The following is a 20,625-nucleotide window of genomic DNA, read 5'->3' as shown; positions in this document are numbered from 1 at the left end:
TGCCGCGGGATATGAAAGCGAACCAGGTGAGTCGCCATGCGGGACTACACGTTAAGCGGAGCCAGTCAGGGAGCAGCGTAAACCGGCCGGGGCGTCTGGGTAAGGCAGGGAACGGTCACCTGCGCAGGGCAATGTATATGGCGGCGCTGAGTGCGGCGCACCATGAACCACGGGCCAATGCGTTTTACACGGCGTTAGTGGCGAGGGGCAGGAAAAAAATCCAGGCGATATGCGCCATCATGAGAAAATACCTGACCGGCTTATGGAGTTGCATAAAACACGGTCAGGACTTTGATGCAGCGAAGCTTTTTAGTGACAGGCATCCGTAAATACTTGACGCGAGACAGAGTATCTACAGATACTTACCGATTTACCTGTGTGTTGAGTTTAGGTTTGTTGGATCGGGATCGAAATTGAAGCGCAATGCCAGGTGTTGCAGCAACATAATCGTTTTCGCATCCATAATTTCACCGCTTTCAATCGCCATGGGATTGTTAAATTATCCGCTGGATGACGCGATGGCCCGCCCGCTGGCAAAAAAACAGATAACAGTTATTTAGCCACGCGGGTGAATTGCTGTTCCAGCATGGTTTTCCCCCATTGATCGCCCTGCCATTCCTGCGTCAGGGTAAAGCCAAAGAACTCGTACAGGCGGCGAGCCGCATCCAGCCCGCTGAAAGTCCAGAGCTGCACCGCTGAGAATGCCTGCGCATCACAAAATGCCATCGCAGCGCCAAGTAACTTTCTGCCCACACCAGCCCCACGACACCCATCGTCGAGAATAAACCAGCGCAGATGTGCCTGGTTATTCCCCAGGTCTTCCCCATCGATGGCAACCGAGCCAACAATACGCCCTTGCTGGCTGGCGACCCAGATTTGATTACGTGGTGCATCCAGCCGACCTGCAAACTCCGCCAGGCCAGTTGCCACTTTGCCTTCAAAAAAGTGGCCAAAACCATGATGCTGCGCGTAGTAGCAACCATGCATTTCCGCGACCCGGCCAATCAGGCCCGGCTGATACCCGGTAGTGATGGTGATTTCCGGCACAACCTCCGCCTGATCGCGTCGCGCTTTTAATGCCCCAGCATAGGCCGCTAACCCCTGAGCAACCGCCTGCTGCTGCGGCGCACTCAGGTGAGCCAGCGCAGTAATAACCTGGCGAGTACCATATTCATTGATCCGGGCAACGCTGATTTTCCCCTGTTCGGTCAGCGCCAGCTGCTTCACACGCGCATCCTGCGCGGAGGGCAATTCGGTTAATTCGCCTGCTTTGATCAGCTTGCCCAGCATACGACTCACGCTGGACTTCTCCAGCCCAAGGATTTGCACCAGCTGCGCGGCGGTCATTCCATCATGGCTGGCAACTTCCAGCAGGGTATGAACCGCCGAGGGTGAATACTCGGTCGCCGCCAGCGTGGTGTTCATAAATCCCAGTTCGCGCACCATCAGGCGCGATGATGCACGGATAGTCTGGATAAGGGTGGAATCAGTCATGGTCTGCGGTCGGGTGAAATAAGGTTGTACAATACAACCATTTTGCTGGCGAAGTTGTCAAGGGTCGTAAACCGAATTTGAATGCAAAAATGGAACTGGAACGTATTTTTGCTCATCAGACAGGCATTGTTGTGACCAGAGGCTCAACAAAAGTTACGGCCTGTTTTAAAGTACGAGTAGTCATCCGATTTCAGCAATGGCAGGGAAAACCCTATTTTGTCCTGACTGCGTTTCCGAAGGCCTGATAATGAAGAATTTGAACCTGAATGAGCTGGACTGCTTTATCACTGTTTACTTTGGACAGGATTACGATCTCATTGATGACAGCGATGAAATTGAACCCAAAATTGATGCTTTCATTGCGGATACGCATTTTGCGTTGCGACATGGATTAATAGCCGATATCGATCTGCTCACTGAAGAATGTGACGATCTGGATAAGGGTTTCAATCATCGTTATGGCTCTGATTTCGATCCCAAATTATGGGGAACTAACCCTACTGCATTTTTGCAACTGGTAAGAGACAAAGTTAGCCAATCTTTGAAAGACAAATAATAATTTAAGCACCCGACTCAGGGCGCATTAAAATGATTACTGGAGTGTTCGTCTTTATACCTATCGTGTCTCAGGATTCAGGAACAGCATCGTTCTCTTTACTGGCGATGATGGCGAAGTTAAAGGCTCCGAAAATAAGTCACACTGGTAATACTTTTTCTGGATAATGTATCGAGCAAACATTATCATCAATTCATCCATTCACCCACTGAAAACTAAGGAGGATTACTATGCTGCCGTGTGAATTGTTTATTTACTCACACCTCTATAGTAATTGGCCGTGCTCAGGCGTCACCGGTATCGTGCTGCGATAATCCGCGCCCTGAGCGAAGTCACTGAAAATCTAACTCCCTTCCCTCCGGCTTACCGGGTTGTCGTCAGCGTTGTTTGACGTCAGGCGTTTTTGCGCCTGCAACTTATGAGTAAGCACATGAGCACTTTACTATCTGCACAGGCTGTCGGCTTTGATCATGCCTTCGGCACCCTTTTTCACAACATCACTTTCACCCTGAAAAAAGGCGACCGCATTGGTCTGCTGGGTGCCAATGGCACCGGCAAAAGCACCCTGCTAAAAATTCTCAGTGGGGAACTGGATGCCATCAGGGGTAACGTCATACAGGCCAGCCACTGTTTACTGGCAAGAATTGAGCAGCACCTGCCGCATGAGCTTGCGCAGGCCCCATTACTGGATAGCGTCGCGGCACAGCTGCCACCTTCGTTGCAACTGAGCGAACGCTGGCGTGCGCAAGCTTTGCTCGACAGCCTGGGATTCAGCGTGGACCAGCAAGCCCAAACCGCCGCAACCCTGAGTGGTGGTCAGCATATGCGTTTGTTGCTGGCTCGTGCGCTGATTCGGCAACCCGATCTGTTGCTGCTGGATGAGCCGAGCAACCATCTCGATCTCCCCACGCTGCTGTGGCTGGAAACCTTCCTTAAGAGCTGGAGCGGTAGCTTTGTGCTGGTATCGCATGACAGTACCCTGCTGGACCGCGTGACGACCAGCAGCTGGATACTGCGCGATAAAACCCTGCTGTTTTTTGACCTGCCCTGTAGCGCTGCACGTACCGCCCTGGCGGAGCAGGATGCAGCCGATGCACAACGTTTTCACAGCGAGCAGAAGGAGATCGATCGGCTGGCAAAAAGCGCGCACCGGCTGGCGATTTGGGGACGTACCTATGATAACGAAGGCCTTTCCCGCAAAGCGCAGCAAATGGAGAAACGGGTTGACTGGCTGAAGGAGGTACAAACCACCCTCACCGACGGCAGTCCCTGGCGTTTGCAATTACAGGGGGAGGCGCTGGATGCCGATCGCGTGCTGGCACTACCGGAAATGACGGTGCGCCCGGCCCCGCAGGCACCGGTGTTGTTCAGGTTACCGGCTTTACAGGTCAAAAGTGGCGATCGCATCGCTGTGGCTGGCCGTAACGGTTCAGGTAAGTCATCCCTGCTGCGTCATCTGTGGCAGAGCTGGCAGCAGCCATCATCTGGCATGTTTCATCCCCGTGCCCGGCTGGGTTATTACGATCAAAACCTGATGCAGTTAGCGGATGGCGACACCCTGAGCGATGCGCTGGTGCCTTTCGGTTCTCTCAGCAATGACCAGCGTAAGATGGCGCTGATTGCAGCCGGTTTCCCCTATCAGCGACATCAACAGCGGGTGAGTTCACTGAGTGGCGGCGAGCGATCGCGTCTGATGTTTGTCGGGCTGACCCTGGCACGCTATTCGTTGCTGTTGCTGGATGAACCGACTAACCATCTTGATATGGCGGGTAAAGAGGAGCTGGCAGCGGCGCTAAATCAGTTCTCTGGCGCGGTGTTATTAATCACGCATGACCGGTCACTGATGGCACAGAGCTGCAATCGTTTCTGGTTGATTGAACAACAGCAACTTACGGAATGGCAGGATTTGCCCGCCATGACGGAAAAATTGCAGATTAGCCCCCCTGCGATCGCTGACGAGCAACCCGCCCCCAGGGGTATGGATGCGAAAATCGCTGATGAAGATACGCTGCTGGCAACCTTGCTGGATTTACAGCAAAAACTGGCTGATGACGTCAGTCGTAAGCCGAAACACCAGAAACCGGCGCTTCAGGAAGCGTGGCGACAACAAATCGCCGTGCTAAATGCGCAGCTTGATTTACTGTGAGTCACCTGCCAGGTAGATTTGTTATCAGGCATAACCATTATTAAAGGAATGACAGATGGATTTTACTCAAATCATTGCAAGACTCCCGGCTGACAATTGCGCAGCAGGGCTGACCACCGCCTCTCTCGGCGTACCGGATGCTGAACTCACCCGCAGGCAATTCTGGGATTATCTGAACGCCATGCTGTCGCTCAGACTGAAGGTGACGCTGCTGCCGGCTGAAGCCGACTTTCCCGATGCGCACTTTGTCGAAGATACCGCAGTGGTCCTGCCGGAACTGGCCGTGATCACCCATCCCGGTGCGCCTCAGCGGGCTGGCGAAGTGGAGTCAATCGCGGCGGTGCTGAAGGATTTTCGCCCGCTGAAGGTGATGAGCGATCGCGGCACCCTCGAAGGCGGTGATGTGATGCTGATCGATAAAGCGTTCTATATTGGGCTGACGACCCGCACCAATGAGGCCGGTATTCGCGAGTTCGCCACCCTGGTGGAGCCTTATGGTTACAGCGTCACTTCTGTGGAGGTTGACGAAGGCTTGCATCTGAAATCCGCCATCAACTATGTGGGTAAAAATACCCTGATCTCGACAGAGAAGTTTGCCCGCCTGCCGCAGTTCTCCCAATATCAGCATCTGATTATTCCCGACGAAGAGATTTATGCCGGTAATACCTTGCTGATCAACGGTACGCTGATTACCCCGGCGGGTTATCCGGCTACGCTGGCACAGCTGCACACGCTGGATATGCCGATTATCGAACTGGATACCAGCGAGATCCGTAAGATGGACGGCGGCCTGACCTGCCTTTCACTGCGTTTCTGACCATCACACCACCAAACCGCGGCTGAGCAAGGTCGCGGTTTTCATCAGTTGCTCCGCCGGATTACGTCCAATCAACACAAACTGATAACCGGCACGATGCCACCATACCAGATTCATGCCATGACGCTTTTCCTGATTCAGTGCGCTGGATGGCTGTGGCTCCTGACGTGAAATGCACAACGCCATCGGACCATAACTGGCGTGGTTCCAGGCAATCTGGCTGATCAACGCATCGTCATAACGCAGCATTCTGACGCTTTTAAGATCCGCTTCCGGTAACGTGAGTTGTGTCAGCGTCAGATGCAGATCAAGGTCACGCGCGGTGCGCGCTAGCGCGTGTTGCAGTACCTGCGGTGAGCTATCAACATCCGCCAGCGTTTCCGGGCTGTATAACGACATATATTGTGCTTCCAGCTCACGGATGGTGACGCTTTCATCAGGCTGAGTTACCGGTCGCAGCAGATAGCCGAACCCTCCACCCACCAGCAGAAAACCTAACGATGCGGCGATTAATGCCCGCCGACTCACTTGCGCTGGCGGCCACTCGGGCGACGCTGGCGTTTGCGCCAGCAACTGTGCCAGCTGTTGTTGCATGCGGGGTTCCGGGGCCTGTTCCAGCATCAAACCAAACGCCTCTGCAAAGGGTTGATTGCTTTTCATCAATTCTGCAGTACGGGCGGATAACGCCGGGCTGCGCTTGAGTTCCTTCTCAAATGCCTGAACATCATCCGCGCGCATTTCACCATCCAGCCAGGCGACGATGGCTTCATCCGGGTAAGGTGAACTAAATCGCATCACAGTCACACGCGTTTCTCCTGTGGCGCAGACGCGGCATTGGCCAGCGTGCTGCGCGCCGCAGCCAGGCGGCTCATGATGGTGCCCACCGGCACTGCCAGCGTCTCAGCCGCTTCCTGATAGGTAAAACCTTCGACATACACCAGAAATACCGCATTACGCTGCGCTTCCGGCAACTGCCCAACCCGCTGCATCACCTTGAGATACTGCATGCGTTCCTCATTATGTTGCTGATGATCCGGGGCGATCAGCTCATCACTGGCAACAAATCCCTGTCCCATGCGCACCCGCTGGGCGCGCAATTCATTGATCCATACCGAATGCAACACGCTAAATAACCAGCGATCAATGCGCGTGCCGGGCGTGAATTGCGCACTGCGCTCCAGCGCCCGCACACAGGTGGATTGCACCAGCTCTTCGGCCACATCGCGGTTACGTGACAGCACCATGGCGTAACGCCATAAGCGCACCAGATGTGTTGCCAGATGCTGTCGAACTTCAGTGCTGGTGATTTTTCCACCCTCCGCTAAACAATCTGTCAGGACTCGGGATGTCCGTTAATCGCAGCCTGCAAGTCGCGATACTCTTCACAGCTCACACCACACAGGGTTTTGATGACGGCAAGCTGTTCTTTCGCCAGATCGGGACGACCTTTAATCATCCAGGCCTCACCGAGATACTCACGCACTTTGGCATAATGCGGGTCGATGGCGATTGATCGTTGATAGTAGCTCATCCCTTCATCGGTGCGGCCCAGCTTACGCGTGGCGTAACCCCGGTAATTCCAGGCTTCTTTGGTGTTGGGATTTTTTAGCGTATCCAGCAGATTAAGCGCGGCCTGATACTCCCCTTTTTTGGCCAGATGGTAAGCGTAGTTGGTCTTGTCCTCATCGCTGAGAGAGCTGGTTTTATCCGGTACGCAGCTTTTCGATTTACTGTCATACACCTGGCCTTTCGGACAATCCGGCGTTTTACTGTTGCTGTCATCATTCCCCATCGCCCATGCACCGGGCGCGTGCAGGGCCAGTAACAAGGCGGGCAGAACCAACCAGCGAACAGAGTTGATCGTTTTCATCATTGAACCTCGCAAAGTGGCATGGAATAAAGCGGCCAGGTTTTTCACACCGACCGGGGGCAAGGTTCACCGGGAGAAGGACGCCGAAAAATCACCTTGTCTGGTGGTAAACACCTCAACGGAGATTTCTATTCGGGAAAATTTTATTTTTTTCGCTATCGGTCACCAGGTTTGCAGACATGCCGCAACATCAGCTTGGTGGCTACAGGCAATGTGGTGATTAATGCGCATCATCATATAGTCAAAAAACGGGTTGGAGTTGGCGCGCATCAACGTATCCAGCCCAACGATCAGCGTGTTGGTTTCACCGCGCAATGAGATAGTGCCGAGGCTGATACCCGACTGATTCTTTTCCGTCGGTGCCAGACCATATAGCGAATCAGTGAGGGGAAAAGGCACCGCGACATGGGACAAAGAATACATACCTGGCGGCCACGCGATATTTAATGGCTGAACGGTTTCGGTTGTTTGATCGGCTGGCGTGTTGCGGGCCACAGTTGCGCTGGTGGCAGGTGTCGCATTGGTGATAACAGTGGTGCCGTAATGACGTGGTACGGCGGGCAGCAGGTTGCTCACCGCGGTGTACAACGCTGGCCGGAACAACGCGCGCAAATCAGATGCCTGGTTGATATCAAAAATCACCAGCTGATTTCCGTGACCAGGCAAATAACGATACAGCGAATCCACCACCGCACGAGTACTGACCGTGGAATCCATTACTGACTGGAACGTCAGCACGGGCGGCAATTGTGCCAGCTGCTGATTACGTGCCTCCTGCAAAATTTGTTGCTGGAGCGCCTGGGTCAGTAGCCAGGACTGGCGTGCAGCCTTAACCGGAAAGGAGTTGTATTTATAGGGATTGAATTCCGGTACCACATTCAGCCAGGCCGCTTTAGCGAATCCAGGCAGTAGCGAAGGTAACCCCGCCAGCCCGGCAAAACGCGCAAAGGCCGTCACGCCGATCATCGGTGACATCAGTACAAGCTGCTGGGGCTGGCGTAGCGAGGGATCGTTGAGGGCATCAAGGGCGTATTTCATCGCCAGTGCGCCGCCGTTGGAATAACCCACCAGATGGAGCGGGACATCAGGCCCGGCGCGGCGCGTGGCTTCACGCACCGCCAAACGGGCGACAGCCAGCCATTGCTCCCAATTCACCGTGGTCAGGGCACCTGGCGCGGTACCATGCCCAGGCAGACGCGGCACCACGGCCACAAAACCCTGCTGCCGGTAATCCTCCGCCAGATAGCGCATGCTGTAGGGGGAATCGGTCAAACCATGCAGCAGCACCACCGCACCGCGCGGGGTTCCCTGTGGCATCAGAATAAAAGAACGATTCCAGTCCGGTTGAAATCGGGCGGGATAAACCCGGCTTTGCGCGTAGTAACGGTTCAGCGTCGTTTTCTCGTCGTCACTGAGCGTGTCGGTAATGCTGTGCTTCATATCGAGAAAAATGGCGTTTTCCCGTGCCTGATAATCAGAAAAACTGGCGCGGTCGATCTCTTTTTCACTCATTTCATCTGCTGACCAGGTGTGCCAGCGATGCAATGGCGCACCGCGCTCAGACTGATAAATCCGACCAATAAAGAAAACGATGATGATGACGACCAGACCCACCAGGATGATTTTTGCCAGGCTGGCAACGGTTAACCCGGTTTTTTTTAAGCCATCAAAGTGGGTTCTCGCCATAGCAGCATCCGTCGGTTAAAAGGCCAAACGCAGCCAGGCGAATAGCACATTGCCATTATTATAGGTGCCTGGAATATAGGTGAACTGCACGGTTGCGCGCTTATAACCCGCCGAGAAAAGGGGTAACACAATCGGCAATGGGACATAGTTGGCGAAATCATCACGCGCGGTAATCCCGGCGGTGAAACCGAGGCCAAGGCGAAAATCGCGCGCATTGTCGAGATACCAGCCTTTTTCCCAGCCGTAGCCGACGATCGGCTGCCATTCGTTATGCGAATCTTTAAACATCATGGCATACAGCGTGCTCCAGTTACCCTCTTCATTGTAACGGGACACGCCAAAGCCACCGCCCCACGGCATTTCATTATAGTTATCGGTTTTTTCTTTATCGTAAGCAAAGCGGGCATGCCAGGCGATAAACGGCAAATAGAGATCGTAATTTTGTGGCTGCTCCCAGGTCTGGGAGACATCATTGGTTAACCAGTTCCACCCTTCGCTAATCACCCCCTCGGCATGGGCCGAAGACACACAGAACATCAGGGCCAAATGTAAAGCCATCAGAATACGTCTCATGATTTTCCCTTCAGAGCATTCGCGGAATGTTAGTAAATTTGGTAAACATTCCAGACGTTTGCAAATTAATATTGGATTTGTTGGGTACTGCCCCTGGCCCTGACGTTATGCCATTAAAAAACTTTCTCTGTTTTGATATCAGTCGATAAAAAATGCTGAATGCCGATGAATTCATCAGGTTGTCAGCAACATAAGTAATAGCCTGAAATAACTGCAAAACCGGACTTAATTCCGCCCATCACCCAGCACCGCCCCGTGCTAGCCTCGCGAGAATAAGATTAATCTTATTGATGATAACTATAAAATTTAACTTCAGGGTGAATGATGGTGCGCAACTCATCGCGGCGAAAGGCGTTAGCCGGTTTCGCTTTTCTGGTTTTGTCTGGCGCGGGGACGTCCTCTGCGTATGCCTTATCGGCCGGGTGTACCGCGGTAAACGCGCTCTCAGGTGCAACAACGTTAAATGGTAGTAGTAGTCAATTTCCTGCCGCGCAATTTAACGCCGGGGATACGCTGACTGTGACCTTCACCGATAGCGGAGCCGCTTACGGTGCCAGCCCGTTGTCGAATTATGATGTAATGGACCTGATGAACTACGACGAGACGGCTTTCCAGTCCTACGGTGCCTTTCAGTCAACCAGCGCGACGTCACATACCGTAACGGTGACTTATGCCAGAGATCTTGCGACTGAAGGTGTGGCCTTCTTTCTCAGTACTGATTACAGTCAGATCAGCAATGTGCAATTTAGCTGCACCGGTACGGCATCCTCCAGCGTTGCCACCCTGAGCGCACTGTCGCTTTCAGCCGGTACGCTGTCGCCTGCCTTCTCTGCGGCAACCACCAGTTATACGGCGTCCGTGGCGAATAGCGTTGCCTCCATCACCGTGACACCCACCCCCACCGATACCAATGCCACCGTTACCGTTAACGGCAGTGCGGTGACTTCCGGATCTGCTTCTGCAGCCATCAGCCTGACAGCGGGCGCAACCACCAGCATCCCGGTGATCGTAACGGCACAGGATGGAACCACCACCGATTCCTATAGCGTCAACGTCTCGCGCGCGGAAGCCGCACCGGTGGCGGCCAATGTTGCGGCTACCGTCGCAGCCAACAGCAGCGACAATCCGATTACCCTGGCAATGAGTGGCGGTACACCCACCTCCGTCGCTGTTGCAACCGCACCTGCCCACGGCACCACCACGGTAAGCGGCACCAGCATTACCTATACGCCGACGACAGGTTATTCGGGTAGCGACAGCTTTACCTATAACGCTACCAACACGGGGGGAACCTCTGCCGATGCCACCGTTTCATTGACGGTGAGCGCACCTGCGCTCAGTTTTACCCCCGTGGCGGGCGCGCTTCCGGGCGCAACCCTGGGTAGCGCGTGGTCGCAAACCGTGGCGGCATCCGGCGGCACGGCCCCGTATAGTTATGCCGCCAGTGGCCTGCCTGCGGGTATCACGCTCAACAGCATCACGGGTGTACTCTCGGGTACACCCGCCGCTATCGGCAGCTACACCATTCAGGTCACGGCAACAGACAGCAACAATGCAACAGGAACCGTCAGTTACACCCTGAGCGTAGGCGATCAGGCACCGGAGGTCAGCGCCGTTTCAGCTACCGTGGATGCAGGCAGCACGAATAACGCCATTAGCCTGGCAATTAGCGGTTCTGCCACCAGCGTGGCCATTGTCCAGCAGGCGGCACACGGGACTGCAACGGTGTCTGGTTTACGTATCCTCTACACCCCCGTCGCGGGATATTCCGGCAGCGACACCTTCACCTACAGCGCGACTAACGCCTATGGCACTTCACAGGTGGCAACCGTCTCGCTTAACGTCACAGCCGTAACCCTGGCGATGACACCAGACAGCGGTGCTTTAGCGTCAGGAACGGTGGGCCAGAGTTATACGCAAACCTTCAGCGTATCGGGCGGAACATCGCCTTACAGCTGGCAATTAAGCGGCACCTTGCCGCAGGGCCTGACGTTCACAAATGGTTCATTGCAGGGAACGCCGACCAGCGCGGGTTCCAGCAGTTTCACCCTGACAGCAACCGATGCCAACGGTGTTGCGGTGCATGGCGCTTATACGCTGGTCATCAACGCAGCAGCACCTCAGGCGATCGATCACAGCGCCTCTCTCTATGCCGGACAATCCGTCAAGATCAATCTAACCGCAGGTGCGAGCGGTGGCCCTTTCACTGCGGCGCGTTTGCTCAATCAACCGGATAGTCGCCTGGGTACCGCGTCAATCCAGTCTGCTGACGCTGGCTGGCAATTGCTGTTTACGGCAGCGAGCGGAGCCAGTGGTACGGTCACTTTGCGCTATGTTTTAACCAGTGCTTCCGGTACTTCAGAACCTGCCCTGGTCACCCTGACTATTGCCTCCCGCCCTGACCCATCAAAAGATGCCGATGTGATTGGCATGATCAGCGCGCAATTCCAGGCTGCACAGAACTTTGCCAGAGCGCAGATTCGCAACTTCAACGATCGTCTGGAACAACTGCATAACGGCGCAGAGATACCCTCAGATATGACGGGTATCCATTTTAACCTGCCCACCGCCCGCGCTGAGCGTGATACCGACCGTGACCTGTGGGCCACAGCCTGGTCGCAGCAAAGAAAATATCAGCAGGACGCTGCGACTAAACCCGCTCCGGCCGCGCCTTTCGCCAGCAATAACACCGGTAATCGTCTGTCTTACTGGACGGGGGGATATATCGATTTCGGCAGCGATAAGGACGATGCAGTGCGCTTCAGCCACACACTGGTGGGCATCAGTACCGGGGCGGATTATCGTTTTACTCCCACCTTCACGGCCGGTATGGGGCTGGGCTTTGGACGTGACGTCAGTGACATTGGTGACTCAGGCACACGTAACAACGGAAGATCACTCAGCTCGGCGCTTTATGCCAGCTACCATCCGAATGGCTTTTTTATTGATGGGTTGATGGGCTATAGTCGGCTCGAATTTGACAGCAAACGTTATGTCAGTGAGTCAGATGTTTTCGCGCGTGGCGATCGTTCAGGCCGACAGTTCTTCAGCTCGCTGACCTCAGGCTATGAATTCCGTACCCTTTATAGCCTGATCTCCCCTTACGGGCGCGTGCAATATTATCGTACCTGGTTAGACAGTTTTGCCGAGTCCAATGCCGGGGCATTCAATCTGGCCTTTGCGCCGCAATCTTTCTCAGAAGTGACGACCAGCGCAGGTCTGCGTGGTGAGCATAGCGTTCCCGTGAGCTGGGGTTTAGTGAAGCTACAGGGGCGGATTGAATATTCCCAGTTAATGGATGATGTAGGACGTGCGGGCGTCGGTTACGCCGATGTCGGCAACGATAACTGGGCTATGTCGGTATATGAACAGAGCCGTAAAACGCTGGCGCTCGGGATTGGTTTAGATTTCCTGCTGCCCCATGACATCACGCCAGGCATTGCTTATCAGGGAACCCTCGGTCTGGATGAGAAGCAGACCCGTTCGCAGATGATCATGATTCGCGTGAATATCGGTTTTTGATGACTGGCCGCCTGATGGCGGCCCTTTAATACCCTGATTTAACGGCTAATCGTGGCGTTCAACGCATCAATAGAGGTTTGTAACCCCGCTTCAACACTCATGGTGAGGTCTTCCATTTCCAGCGACACGTCACCATCGTAGCCCGTCATGCGCAGCACCGAGAAAAACTCTTTCCACCATTTCAGATCCTGACCACACCCCACTGCCACATAGTTCCAGGTGCGGGTTTTGGTGTTGGTCACCGGCTGGTACTCCATCAATCCGTCAACATCAGCCAGCCCTCGTTCGATACGTGCATCTTTGCCATGTACATGGAAGACAGCGCCCTCAAGCTTGCGTGCCGCAGCAATAGGGTCGGCCCCCATGGCAATCAAATGCGATGGGTCGAGATTTATGCCGATCATATTATCCACTGCGTTGCGCAGGCGCAGTAGCGTGGAAGGGTTATAAACCAGCTGGCAGGGAAATTCCTCAATGGCAATTTGTTCAACACCATGTTGTTTCGCATGCTGGACAAACTTTTTCCACCACGGGATCGCCACTTCGTTCCACTGATAATCGATCACGCCCGGCATGTAATCCGGCCAGGAAACTGTCGAGGTGATCCAGTTAGGAACGCTGTCGTTCGGCCCGCCACCCGGCAGGCCACTCATCATGACGATCTTTTTCACTCCCAGCTTGCCCGCCAGTTCGACCGCGCGATAACTGCTGTGCGTATGCTTCTCTCCCAGCTCTCCCGGTGCCAGCGGGTTACCGGAACAATTCAGCGCCACAATGCGCATTTCCCGCTGCGCTAACTGCGCCTGAAACTGCTGCAATTTTTCCGGCGACGCCAGTAATTCTTCGGTTTTGACATGCGGACAGGGTGACCAGCCACCTGCGGTCATTTCCACGCCACTGATTCCATAACTTTTGACTTTATCCAGCATCGCGGGAAAAGTTAAATCAGCCAATACATCGGTACATAATGCGAGTTTCATAACAGATCCTTTATCTGGTAGAAAAAATCAGGCTTTCCTGAATTGCTCAATAAAGCCAACTTTGGTTCTGGCATTGGCTAATAACGTCGTTTTAACTTCGTCACCCAATAAATCGGCAATATCAGCCAACACCTGAATATGTTCGTCTTGCTTTGCTGCCACCGCGACCACAATAAAAGCCACCTTCCCGGCTCCCCAACTCACGCCGTTGGGAAATTGAAATATCTGGAATCCGGTTTTAATCACCAGATCGGTGTTGTCTTTTGCGCAGTGCGGAAAGGCAATACCCGCCCCAATATACGTAGAGACATTTTTCTCACGCGTTATCATTGCCTCAAAGAATCCGCTTTTGACATATCCCGCGCTTTCTAATTCTTTGGCTGCGATCTGTATCGCTTCAGATTTATTGGCGGCCTGACAATGCAGAAAGAGATCGTTTTCATTCAGTTGCAACATGTTTTATTCCTCACTTTATTCGCGAGAATGAAGTCAGTTATTGATACAATGCCGGTTGTTGCGGAATATTTACCGGGTGTTTTTCACCATCGTTTAATGATGCCAGACCGGCGTCACAAACCAGCGCGACCACATAGCCATCCCATGAAGAAGGACCGCTCATGGCGCGCCCATCACGCACGTTATCGACAAAATGCTGAACTTCCCGATCATACGCCGTAGCAAAACGCTCCATGCAGGATTGCGTAATGTGATATGCGCTGCCCACCGCAGAACGCGTGCTGATAAGTGCCTGCTCCGTCAATGCCGCAATCGCATTCTCACCAATCACTTCACAGCGGATGTCATAACCATAATCACAGTTAACGAACAACTCATCATCGATTCGTACCCCTGACGCCGTTTCGAAAATAACGATCAGTGGGTCCTGCAAATGTGACAGAGCACGCCGGGTTTTCTTGCGTGGCTTATCCACCCTTACCGCCACAATATCCTCGTTAAGCAAATAACGAATAATGTCGATTTCATGGGTGGCTGAATCGTTGACGGCCATCTCCAGAGTGTAGCTTTCTGGTACTGAAGGATTACGATGGGCGCAGTGCATCAGCAAAATCTCGCCCAGCTCATCTTTATCGATCGCCTGCTTCAGCGCCTGATATCCCGGATCAAAACGACGCATAAAACCAAGTTGCAACAGGCGCTTACCTGCCTCGACTTCGGCATCGATAATTTCTCTGGCTTCATCCGCAGTTGGGGTCAGCGGTTTTTCACAAAACACCGGCTTACCGGCGCTAAATGCCGCCAGAATTTGTGTTTTATGTACCGGACCAATCGAACAAATAAACACCGCATCGACCAGCGGAGAATTAATCATCTCGACAGCATCGTAAAATGCGGTGGCACCATATTCAGCTGCGATATTATCAGCCGTTGATTGATTAATATCACACACCGCTGTCACTTGCGCCCCGGTAATAACCTGATTAAAACGTTTCAGGTGATCCCGGCCAATCATGCCAAGACCAATTAAGCCGATTTTGACTGTCATTTTTACATCCTCAATAGCCGTGCATTAAAAGCGAAATTTATTTTCAATTTGTTCCAGCGTCAGGCCCCGCGTCTCCGGTAAATATTTCACCAGCAGGATTAACATGATGACGTTAGTTGCGGCAAAGAAACCGAATGTCATGCCGCCGCCATATTGATTGAGCAGGAACGGGAAAATTGACTGAATAATAAAATCGAAGATCCATAAACCGAAGACCGCAAAGCCCATGCCCACGCCACGCATTCTTAGGGGGTAAATCTCCGCCAGCATCAGCCAGAATACCGGTGCAATCCATCCCTGCATAAAGACCAGAAATACCAGCATCAATCCGAGGATGACATAACTGGCACCGGTGAAATTGGCCTGTAATGTTTCAACACCATTAATGGTTTCATTATGGAAAAACAATTTAAATGCCAGACCAATTAATACCAGACTGAGCGTGACACCTGCCTGGCCGGTAAAAAACATTTTCCGCCGTGAATGTTTACCGATCAGCGCCATGCCTAATAGCGTCGCAACGATGGAGATTACGCCATTCGCTACCGCACCCGTAACCGCCGCTGCATCCCCTAAACCCGTAGATTTTAATACTGTCGGCGCGTAATACATGATGGTATTCACCCCGGTAACCCGCGTCGCCAGCACAATCATCAGGCCAATCAACACCAGCTGTATAACCCAGCTTTTTTTCATTTCCGTCAGCAGGTTAAATTTTACCGCGTCGGCCTGGACGATCTGCTGTATCTCCCTGACCTCACGATCAACTTCCTGCGGCAGGCGCAATGTTTTCAGCACCTTAACGGCTTTCTCCGTTTCGCCGCGACGGATAAAGAAGCGTGGCGATTCTGGCATCACTAACATACCCAGCCATAACAACGCCCCCGGTAAAGCCGGAATTGCCAGCATAACGCGCCAGTTATGCGCCATTTCGGGATAAAGATTAACAATCGCCGCATTGACGGTATAAGCAAGGAACTGCCCGGTCACAATCATTAATTCGTTTACCGTCACCAGCCTTTCACGCTGATCGGCTCGTGCCAGCTCCGAGATATAAATGGGGACGGTAACCGAGGCACAACCGACTGCAAGCCCGAGAATAAATCGCGCCACAATCATTGATGGCACACTCCACGCCAGGGCAGTGCCTAATGCGCCAAAGATAAAGATGGCGGCAACCCATAGCAAATTCTTCCGACGACCTTGTTTATCTGATAAATATCCACCAAACAGTGAACCCAGTGCGGCACCAAATAACAGGAAGGAGGTAATAAAACCTTCCTGGGTGGGCGTAAGATTTAAATCATACTTCATAAATATCAGTGCGCCGGAAATAACTCCGGTGTCATAGCCGAAACATAATCCTCCTATCGTCGAAACGATAGTGATTAACCTCATGCGCTGAGGATTTTGCAGGTGAGTTTTGTTGTACATAACTTTTCCATCTGGTTGTAAGGTAATACCGAAACAGCCGTTAAATTGGGTCGGTTATGACTAAAATTATTCAGCCAGAATACGCTGTTTTTTATGTCCTGATTACACCCTGATGGGGAATCAGTTCCCTTATCGTTGCAACAACGTTATCTCAAAGTGAAATCGAAAAACTATATACAGCGTCTGACACAATTTAACAGCGTGCCGGGGATCATAAATTTTGCATAAAAATAATAAAATCCCGCGATCCGCATCACAAATTAATTTCACGTCGTTGACATAGCAAGAATCAAGAGAGACGAAAGATATTTTTTTCACCTGCATAAACATATTAATTGTTTAAGATCCGTCCTGAACGGAAATAATTAATCCTGTCTGAGCGTAACGCTGGTCCAGCAAACGACAATTTTGATGATAAATAGACTCAGATGCGGACTTTCGTACAGTTTGGTGGCTGCGCGAAAAATGGCGTGGTGACAACATCCTGCCCCGTCTATTTTTCGCACAAAACAAAAGTGTGATGGCGATCAAAATTAATTTTTGATCAGCGTAGCCAATAACAATAATCAGCATTGGATTGCGCTAAAATTCAGTGAGTTTGTTGAAATTCAGTGAGTTAAATATAGCCAAAAAGCAAAATTGATGATTACCCGCTGCCCCGAGTAATGTAAGAATAGCGACACACTGACAGGAGACATCATGCTGACCTACTGCCTCAATGAACATCCATCGATACGTGGATTCGAAAATGGACACCGCCCGCGCCTGATGTTTATCTGCAAAGCAGAAGGGACTGAGGCGGCGATCCCACGCGTGATGCACAAGCATGATGAGTGTTTTGAACTGATGTTTATCCGCTCTGGTAGCGGCATCTACAACATTGATGGACGTGGCTATCACGTGCAGCGCGGTGACCTGCTGCTGTTCAACGCTAACGTGTTGCATGATGAAAACCCGCACGCCTCTGACGATCTGCTGATTTACAGCTGCGGTGTGGAGCAGTTAAAAGTGGAAGGTTTACCTCAAAATGTCCTGACCACGCGTGCTCAGGCTGCGGTGATGCCCAGCGGTGAATTCTATGATGAGATTTGCCAGCTGTTTGATCAAATGTGGTCACACGTCAGCAGCAAGCGGTTATACAGTTCTGCCATCGGTGATAGCCTGCTCAATGTATTACTGTTGCTATGTCGTAACATCTGGATTGAAAACAAACAGGAGCATGAGAGCAACAGCACTTTGTTGGGGCAGCGGATAAAGGACTACATTGATGATCATTATAAAGATGAGATCGCGTTAAAATCGATAACCGCCGCACTGAATATGAATCAGTTTTATCTGGCTCATGTATTTAAAGCCTATTCCGGTTATTCACCCAAGCAGTATCAGACCCGGCGGCGCATCGGCGAAGCACAATCTTTATTACTCACTACTGACCTTGGCGTGACCGAAGTTGCCAATGCCGTTGGCTACGACAACGTTAATAACTTCCATCGCATATTTCATAATCTTATTGGTATTCCACCTGCACGCTATAAAAAATTCTGGCTGACCGGACAAACTAAAAGTTAGGACTTCTTAATGTCGTTTTAATTATGAAGGACGTCATTGGTTAGCATTCCCGACCGCGTACCCTGCACAGGCTTATTTCGCTAAGCCTGCAGAATCTCTATTACTCTGAGTAAGGATCCACTATGTATCTGGTGACTTTGCATTCCAGTTGGCGGTTGTGCGGAGGCGATGATGAATAGTCGCTGTAATGCCCGTTATGTTTATTCTCTCTGCTGTATCGCCACCCTGGGTGGTGTTATGTTTGGTTATTCTACTGGCGTAATTTCCGGCACCGTCGATTCCATTCAGGCCTGGTTTCATCTCGATCCTTCACAAACCGGCTGGGTGGTATCCAGTATTTTTGTCGGCTGTATTCTCGGTTCATTAACCGCCGGGAGGCTAGCCGAAAAACTGGGGCGTAAACCGGTATTGTTGTTGGCAACGCTGGCTTTTGCCCTATCCACCGTGGGTTCCACCTTTGCCGACTCGTTTATGATATTTTCCTGCGCCCGCATCATCGCAGGCCTGGGCATTGGCCTGGCGGGAACCGTCGCGCCTATGTATATGAGCGAAATCGCGCCTGCCAGTATCCGTGGCAAGGCGTCCGGTATTTTCAACCTTTCCTTAGTGGGATCACAAACGCTGGTATTTCTCATCAACTATCTGATCGGACGAGGGATGTCTGAAACCTGGCTGGTTGAAGAAGGCTGGCGATGGATGATGGGCGCGCAATTTGTGCCCGTGATGATGATGTTGTTCTGCACCCTGATTCTGCCGGAATCTCCGCAATGGTGTATCAATCATCAGCAGGGAGAACGCGCATTACGCGTGCTGGAGAAAATCTATCCCGACCTGAATAAAGCAGAGGCACGAGAGATTCTCGCGGTACGCAAAGAACCGCAGGATGCCACCAAAGGCAGCCGTTCATTGAGATATATCTGGCAAACCCCGGTGTTACGTTACGCACTGATGGTCGGTTGCTCCATTGCGGTGTTGCAGCAATTAACCGGTGCCAGCATCGTGATGTATTACGCTCCTTTGATTCTCAATACCGGCGAGATGAGTAAAGACACGTTGTTATTTCAGACCATTTTTATTGGGCTGCTGAATGCAGCAGGTGCCTTTGTTGCGATGAATCTTTATGACCGCTTTGGCCGTCTGCCAGTAATGAAGGTTGGCACCGTCGGGTCCATCGCCTCCCTTTTGCTGCTGTCCTGGAGCATGCTCCATCAGCAAAGCGGCTATCTCGCCATTTTCTCCGCGTTGTTATTTATGGTGATGTTTGCCATCAGCTGGGGCGCTGGTTGTTGGGTGCTGATTGCCGAAATTTTCCCGCCACGTATTAAAAGTTATGCGATGGGTTTAGCCGTCAGCCTGATGTGGATTTTCAACTTCCTCGTTACCCAATTTTTCCCGGTTCTGAACGATATCCCGGCGTTACAGCAGGCGTTTCATGGTGCGTTTTCGTTCTGGATTTTCGCTGCGCTGAATCTGTTCTGCCTGCTGTTTTTACTGCGCTTCGTGCCCGAAACGCGTGGTGTTGCCCTGGAGGATATTGAGCAACTGCTGGCGAGCCGTATGAAGCTGACAACAACGCCCTCCGCGACTTCCGTCTCCTCTCCCACTCTGCGAGGTAAATCATGATCAAAGCTCTGCACGGTATCTCAACGCATTACTGTAACGTCGTCACAGAAACCCGCATCGCGGCGGAAACCGGCTACGATGGTCTGGAATTTTTGCACTACAAACTGTTGCGCTACCTGGATAACGGCGGCAGTACCCGCGAACTCCATAAGCTGGTGCAGGGTTATGGTTTGCAAACCGTCTGCCTGAATGCCCTGATTGATATTGAACGTCATCGTGAAGGAGAGAAGCAGCAGTTACTGGCGGAGGCCCTCCGTCTGACGCAAATCGCCGCCGAGCTGGAGTGCCCCACGATCCAGATTCTGGCACAGCATGGTATTGACCACCTGCCGCCTGCGCAAATCATGGATATCATGACGGAAAATATCTCCGCCATTGCCAGTATTGGTGAGCAGTACGGCGTGCGTTATCAAATTGAGGTCATTGCCCATACGCAGTTCAATACCCTGAGCCAGGCGCTGGAAGTGATTCGGCGCATCGGCAAAGCGAATGTCGGACTGGTGATCGACTTCTGGCATCTGTTCGCTACCGGAACCACCACACCAGAGGATATACGTGCGTTGGATCCCGCGCTTATTTTTGGTGTGCATTTTTGTGATGGCCGTAAACCTCAAGCGGGGGAAGCCTGGGAAGAAACGGTATTGCGCGCTTATATGCCGGGAGAAGGCGACATTGATGTGCAGGCATGGACCGATGCTGTCAAAGCGACAGGATTCGATGGGGTGTGGTCGGCTGAACTGTTTAGCCCGGCACGCTGGGAAATGGATCATGCGGCGTTAGCCAAACAAGTGATTGAAAATATGCGCAGTTATACTGGTTAATCACGCGCTGGTTTTTCCCTGCTGGCAGGT

The 20,625-nt window shown here is 52.3% G+C and carries 19 protein-coding genes; 9 read left to right on the top strand and 10 right to left on the bottom strand.

Annotation, left to right across the window (positions count from 1 at the left end):
• Positions 1-329, top strand: a 329-nt coding sequence (locus tag CUN67_RS21925) for a transposase (RefSeq protein ID WP_208717570.1), incomplete at its 5' end; no start/stop codon positions are given.
• Positions 330-552: 223 nt separating this feature from the next.
• On the opposite strand, the gene CUN67_RS21920 is transcribed toward CUN67_RS21925, so the two are convergent.
• Complete coding sequence (locus tag CUN67_RS21920; protein WP_208717569.1) at positions 553-1,494, bottom strand: bifunctional helix-turn-helix transcriptional regulator/GNAT family N-acetyltransferase; 942 nt, start codon at positions 1,492-1,494, stop codon at positions 553-555.
• 77 nt (positions 1,495-1,571) lie between these two features.
• Between CUN67_RS21920 and CUN67_RS21915 the strand changes: the two genes are divergently transcribed.
• The 4 genes from CUN67_RS21915 (at position 1,572) to CUN67_RS21900 (ending at position 5,013) form a co-directional block, all read left to right on the top strand.
• A complete protein-coding gene (locus CUN67_RS21915; protein WP_302882497.1) occupies positions 1,572-1,739 on the top strand; it encodes an RNase A-like domain-containing protein in 168 nt (55 codons plus the stop codon).
• Between the two features lie 2 nt (positions 1,740-1,741).
• Positions 1,742-2,050 (top strand): contact-dependent growth inhibition system immunity protein, encoded by a 309-nt coding sequence (locus tag CUN67_RS21910; protein WP_208717567.1) that lies wholly within the window; start codon positions 1,742-1,744, stop codon positions 2,048-2,050.
• Positions 2,051-2,480: 430 nt separating this feature from the next.
• The gene (locus CUN67_RS21905) at positions 2,481-4,196 is read left to right on the top strand and encodes an ABC-F family ATP-binding cassette domain-containing protein (protein ID WP_208717566.1); all 1,716 of its coding nucleotides are present in this window, start codon (positions 2,481-2,483) and stop codon (positions 4,194-4,196) included.
• 55 nt (positions 4,197-4,251) lie between these two features.
• Complete coding sequence (locus tag CUN67_RS21900; protein ID WP_208717565.1) at positions 4,252-5,013, top strand: dimethylarginine dimethylaminohydrolase family protein; 762 nt, start codon at positions 4,252-4,254, stop codon at positions 5,011-5,013.
• A 3-nt stretch (positions 5,014-5,016) separates the two neighbouring features.
• Here the strand turns inward: CUN67_RS21900 and CUN67_RS21895 are convergent, their stop codons facing one another.
• The 5 genes from CUN67_RS21895 to pagP all read right to left on the bottom strand — a co-directional run bounded on the left by CUN67_RS21895 (position 5,017) and on the right by pagP (position 9,142).
• The gene (locus tag CUN67_RS21895) at positions 5,017-5,817 is read right to left on the bottom strand and encodes a hypothetical protein (RefSeq protein ID WP_208717564.1); all 801 of its coding nucleotides are present in this window, start codon (positions 5,815-5,817) and stop codon (positions 5,017-5,019) included.
• Entirely contained in the window at positions 5,814-6,293 is a 480-nt protein-coding gene (locus CUN67_RS21890; protein WP_439332293.1) for a sigma-70 family RNA polymerase sigma factor, read from the bottom strand. Before CUN67_RS21890 ends, CUN67_RS21895 begins: the two co-directional genes overlap by 4 nt.
• 53 nt (positions 6,294-6,346) lie before the next feature.
• The gene (locus tag CUN67_RS21885; RefSeq protein WP_439332292.1) at positions 6,347-6,883 is read right to left on the bottom strand and encodes a tetratricopeptide repeat protein; all 537 of its coding nucleotides are present in this window, start codon (positions 6,881-6,883) and stop codon (positions 6,347-6,349) included.
• Between the two features lie 162 nt (positions 6,884-7,045).
• Complete coding sequence (locus tag CUN67_RS21880) at positions 7,046-8,569, bottom strand: alpha/beta hydrolase (RefSeq protein WP_208717562.1); 1,524 nt, start codon at positions 8,567-8,569, stop codon at positions 7,046-7,048.
• Positions 8,570-8,584: 15 nt separating this feature from the next.
• Positions 8,585-9,142, bottom strand: a complete 558-nt coding sequence (gene pagP / locus CUN67_RS21875) for a lipid IV(A) palmitoyltransferase PagP (RefSeq protein ID WP_208717561.1) — start codon at positions 9,140-9,142, stop codon at positions 8,585-8,587.
• Between the two features lie 321 nt (positions 9,143-9,463).
• Between pagP and CUN67_RS21870 the strand changes: the two genes are divergently transcribed.
• Entirely contained in the window at positions 9,464-12,664 is a 3,201-nt protein-coding gene (locus CUN67_RS21870; protein ID WP_439332290.1) for an autotransporter domain-containing protein, read from the top strand.
• 38 nt (positions 12,665-12,702) lie between these two features.
• Here the strand turns inward: CUN67_RS21870 and CUN67_RS21865 are convergent, their stop codons facing one another.
• From CUN67_RS21865 to CUN67_RS21850, 4 genes are read right to left on the bottom strand one after another with little or no spacing between them, the layout of a single operon-like run.
• Positions 12,703-13,644, bottom strand: coding sequence for a sugar phosphate isomerase/epimerase family protein (locus CUN67_RS21865; RefSeq protein WP_208717560.1), 942 nt, complete (start codon positions 13,642-13,644; stop codon positions 12,703-12,705).
• 27 nt (positions 13,645-13,671) lie between these two features.
• Positions 13,672-14,100 carry a PTS sugar transporter subunit IIA gene (locus CUN67_RS21860; RefSeq protein WP_208717559.1) on the bottom strand — a complete coding sequence of 143 codons (429 nt, stop codon included), beginning with the start codon at positions 14,098-14,100 and terminating at the stop codon, positions 13,672-13,674.
• A gap of 37 nt (positions 14,101-14,137) precedes the next feature.
• Positions 14,138-15,148 carry a Gfo/Idh/MocA family protein gene (locus CUN67_RS21855; protein WP_208717558.1) on the bottom strand — a complete coding sequence of 337 codons (1,011 nt, stop codon included), beginning with the start codon at positions 15,146-15,148 and terminating at the stop codon, positions 14,138-14,140.
• A 24-nt stretch (positions 15,149-15,172) separates the two neighbouring features.
• Positions 15,173-16,582, bottom strand: coding sequence for a sugar porter family MFS transporter (locus tag CUN67_RS21850; protein ID WP_208717557.1), 1,410 nt, complete (start codon positions 16,580-16,582; stop codon positions 15,173-15,175).
• Between the two features lie 699 nt (positions 16,583-17,281).
• On the opposite strand from CUN67_RS21850, the gene CUN67_RS21845 reads away from it, so the two are divergent.
• The 3 genes from CUN67_RS21845 to CUN67_RS21835 all read left to right on the top strand — a co-directional run bounded on the left by CUN67_RS21845 (position 17,282) and on the right by CUN67_RS21835 (position 20,595).
• Positions 17,282-18,151, top strand: a complete 870-nt coding sequence (locus CUN67_RS21845) for an AraC family transcriptional regulator (protein ID WP_208717556.1) — start codon at positions 17,282-17,284, stop codon at positions 18,149-18,151.
• A 168-nt stretch (positions 18,152-18,319) separates the two neighbouring features.
• Positions 18,320-19,774 carry a sugar porter family MFS transporter gene (locus CUN67_RS21840; protein WP_208717555.1) on the top strand — a complete coding sequence of 485 codons (1,455 nt, stop codon included), beginning with the start codon at positions 18,320-18,322 and terminating at the stop codon, positions 19,772-19,774.
• Entirely contained in the window at positions 19,771-20,595 is an 825-nt protein-coding gene (locus tag CUN67_RS21835; RefSeq protein ID WP_208717554.1) for a sugar phosphate isomerase/epimerase family protein, read from the top strand. Before CUN67_RS21840 ends, CUN67_RS21835 begins: the two co-directional genes overlap by 4 nt.
• Positions 20,596-20,625 lie beyond the last annotated feature (30 nt).

Origin of the sequence: Pantoea cypripedii, from assembly GCF_011395035.1 — a bacterium.
GTDB classification, from domain to species: domain Bacteria; phylum Pseudomonadota; class Gammaproteobacteria; order Enterobacterales; family Enterobacteriaceae; genus Pantoea; species Pantoea cypripedii_A.
Note: the sequence above shows the minus strand (reverse complement) of the source record. Positions and strands in the feature narration are given on the sequence as shown.

Bases quoted from the DNA above. Each gene is read 5' to 3' on its own strand.
- CUN67_RS21920 (WP_208717569.1), bottom strand. From the start codon at position 1,494: ATGACTGATTCCACCCTTATCCAGACTATCCGTGCATCATCGCGCCTG.
- CUN67_RS21910 (WP_208717567.1), top strand. From the start codon at position 1,742: ATGAAGAATTTGAACCTGAATGAGCTGGACTGCTTTATCACTGTTTAC.
- CUN67_RS21905 (WP_208717566.1), top strand. From the start codon at position 2,481: ATGAGCACTTTACTATCTGCACAGGCTGTCGGCTTTGATCATGCCTTC.
- CUN67_RS21900 (WP_208717565.1), top strand. From the start codon at position 4,252: ATGGATTTTACTCAAATCATTGCAAGACTCCCGGCTGACAATTGCGCA.
- CUN67_RS21885 (WP_439332292.1), bottom strand. From the start codon at position 6,883: ATGAAAACGATCAACTCTGTTCGCTGGTTGGTTCTGCCCGCCTTGTTA.
- CUN67_RS21880 (WP_208717562.1), bottom strand. From the start codon at position 8,569: ATGGCGAGAACCCACTTTGATGGCTTAAAAAAAACCGGGTTAACCGTT.
- pagP (WP_208717561.1), bottom strand. From the start codon at position 9,142: ATGAGACGTATTCTGATGGCTTTACATTTGGCCCTGATGTTCTGTGTG.
- CUN67_RS21870 (WP_439332290.1), top strand. From the start codon at position 9,464: ATGATGGTGCGCAACTCATCGCGGCGAAAGGCGTTAGCCGGTTTCGCT.
- CUN67_RS21865 (WP_208717560.1), bottom strand. From the start codon at position 13,644: ATGAAACTCGCATTATGTACCGATGTATTGGCTGATTTAACTTTTCCC.
- CUN67_RS21860 (WP_208717559.1), bottom strand. From the start codon at position 14,100: ATGTTGCAACTGAATGAAAACGATCTCTTTCTGCATTGTCAGGCCGCC.
- CUN67_RS21855 (WP_208717558.1), bottom strand. From the start codon at position 15,148: ATGACAGTCAAAATCGGCTTAATTGGTCTTGGCATGATTGGCCGGGAT.
- CUN67_RS21850 (WP_208717557.1), bottom strand. From the start codon at position 16,582: ATGTACAACAAAACTCACCTGCAAAATCCTCAGCGCATGAGGTTAATC.
- CUN67_RS21845 (WP_208717556.1), top strand. From the start codon at position 17,282: ATGCTGACCTACTGCCTCAATGAACATCCATCGATACGTGGATTCGAA.
- CUN67_RS21840 (WP_208717555.1), top strand. From the start codon at position 18,320: ATGATGAATAGTCGCTGTAATGCCCGTTATGTTTATTCTCTCTGCTGT.
- CUN67_RS21835 (WP_208717554.1), top strand. From the start codon at position 19,771: ATGATCAAAGCTCTGCACGGTATCTCAACGCATTACTGTAACGTCGTC.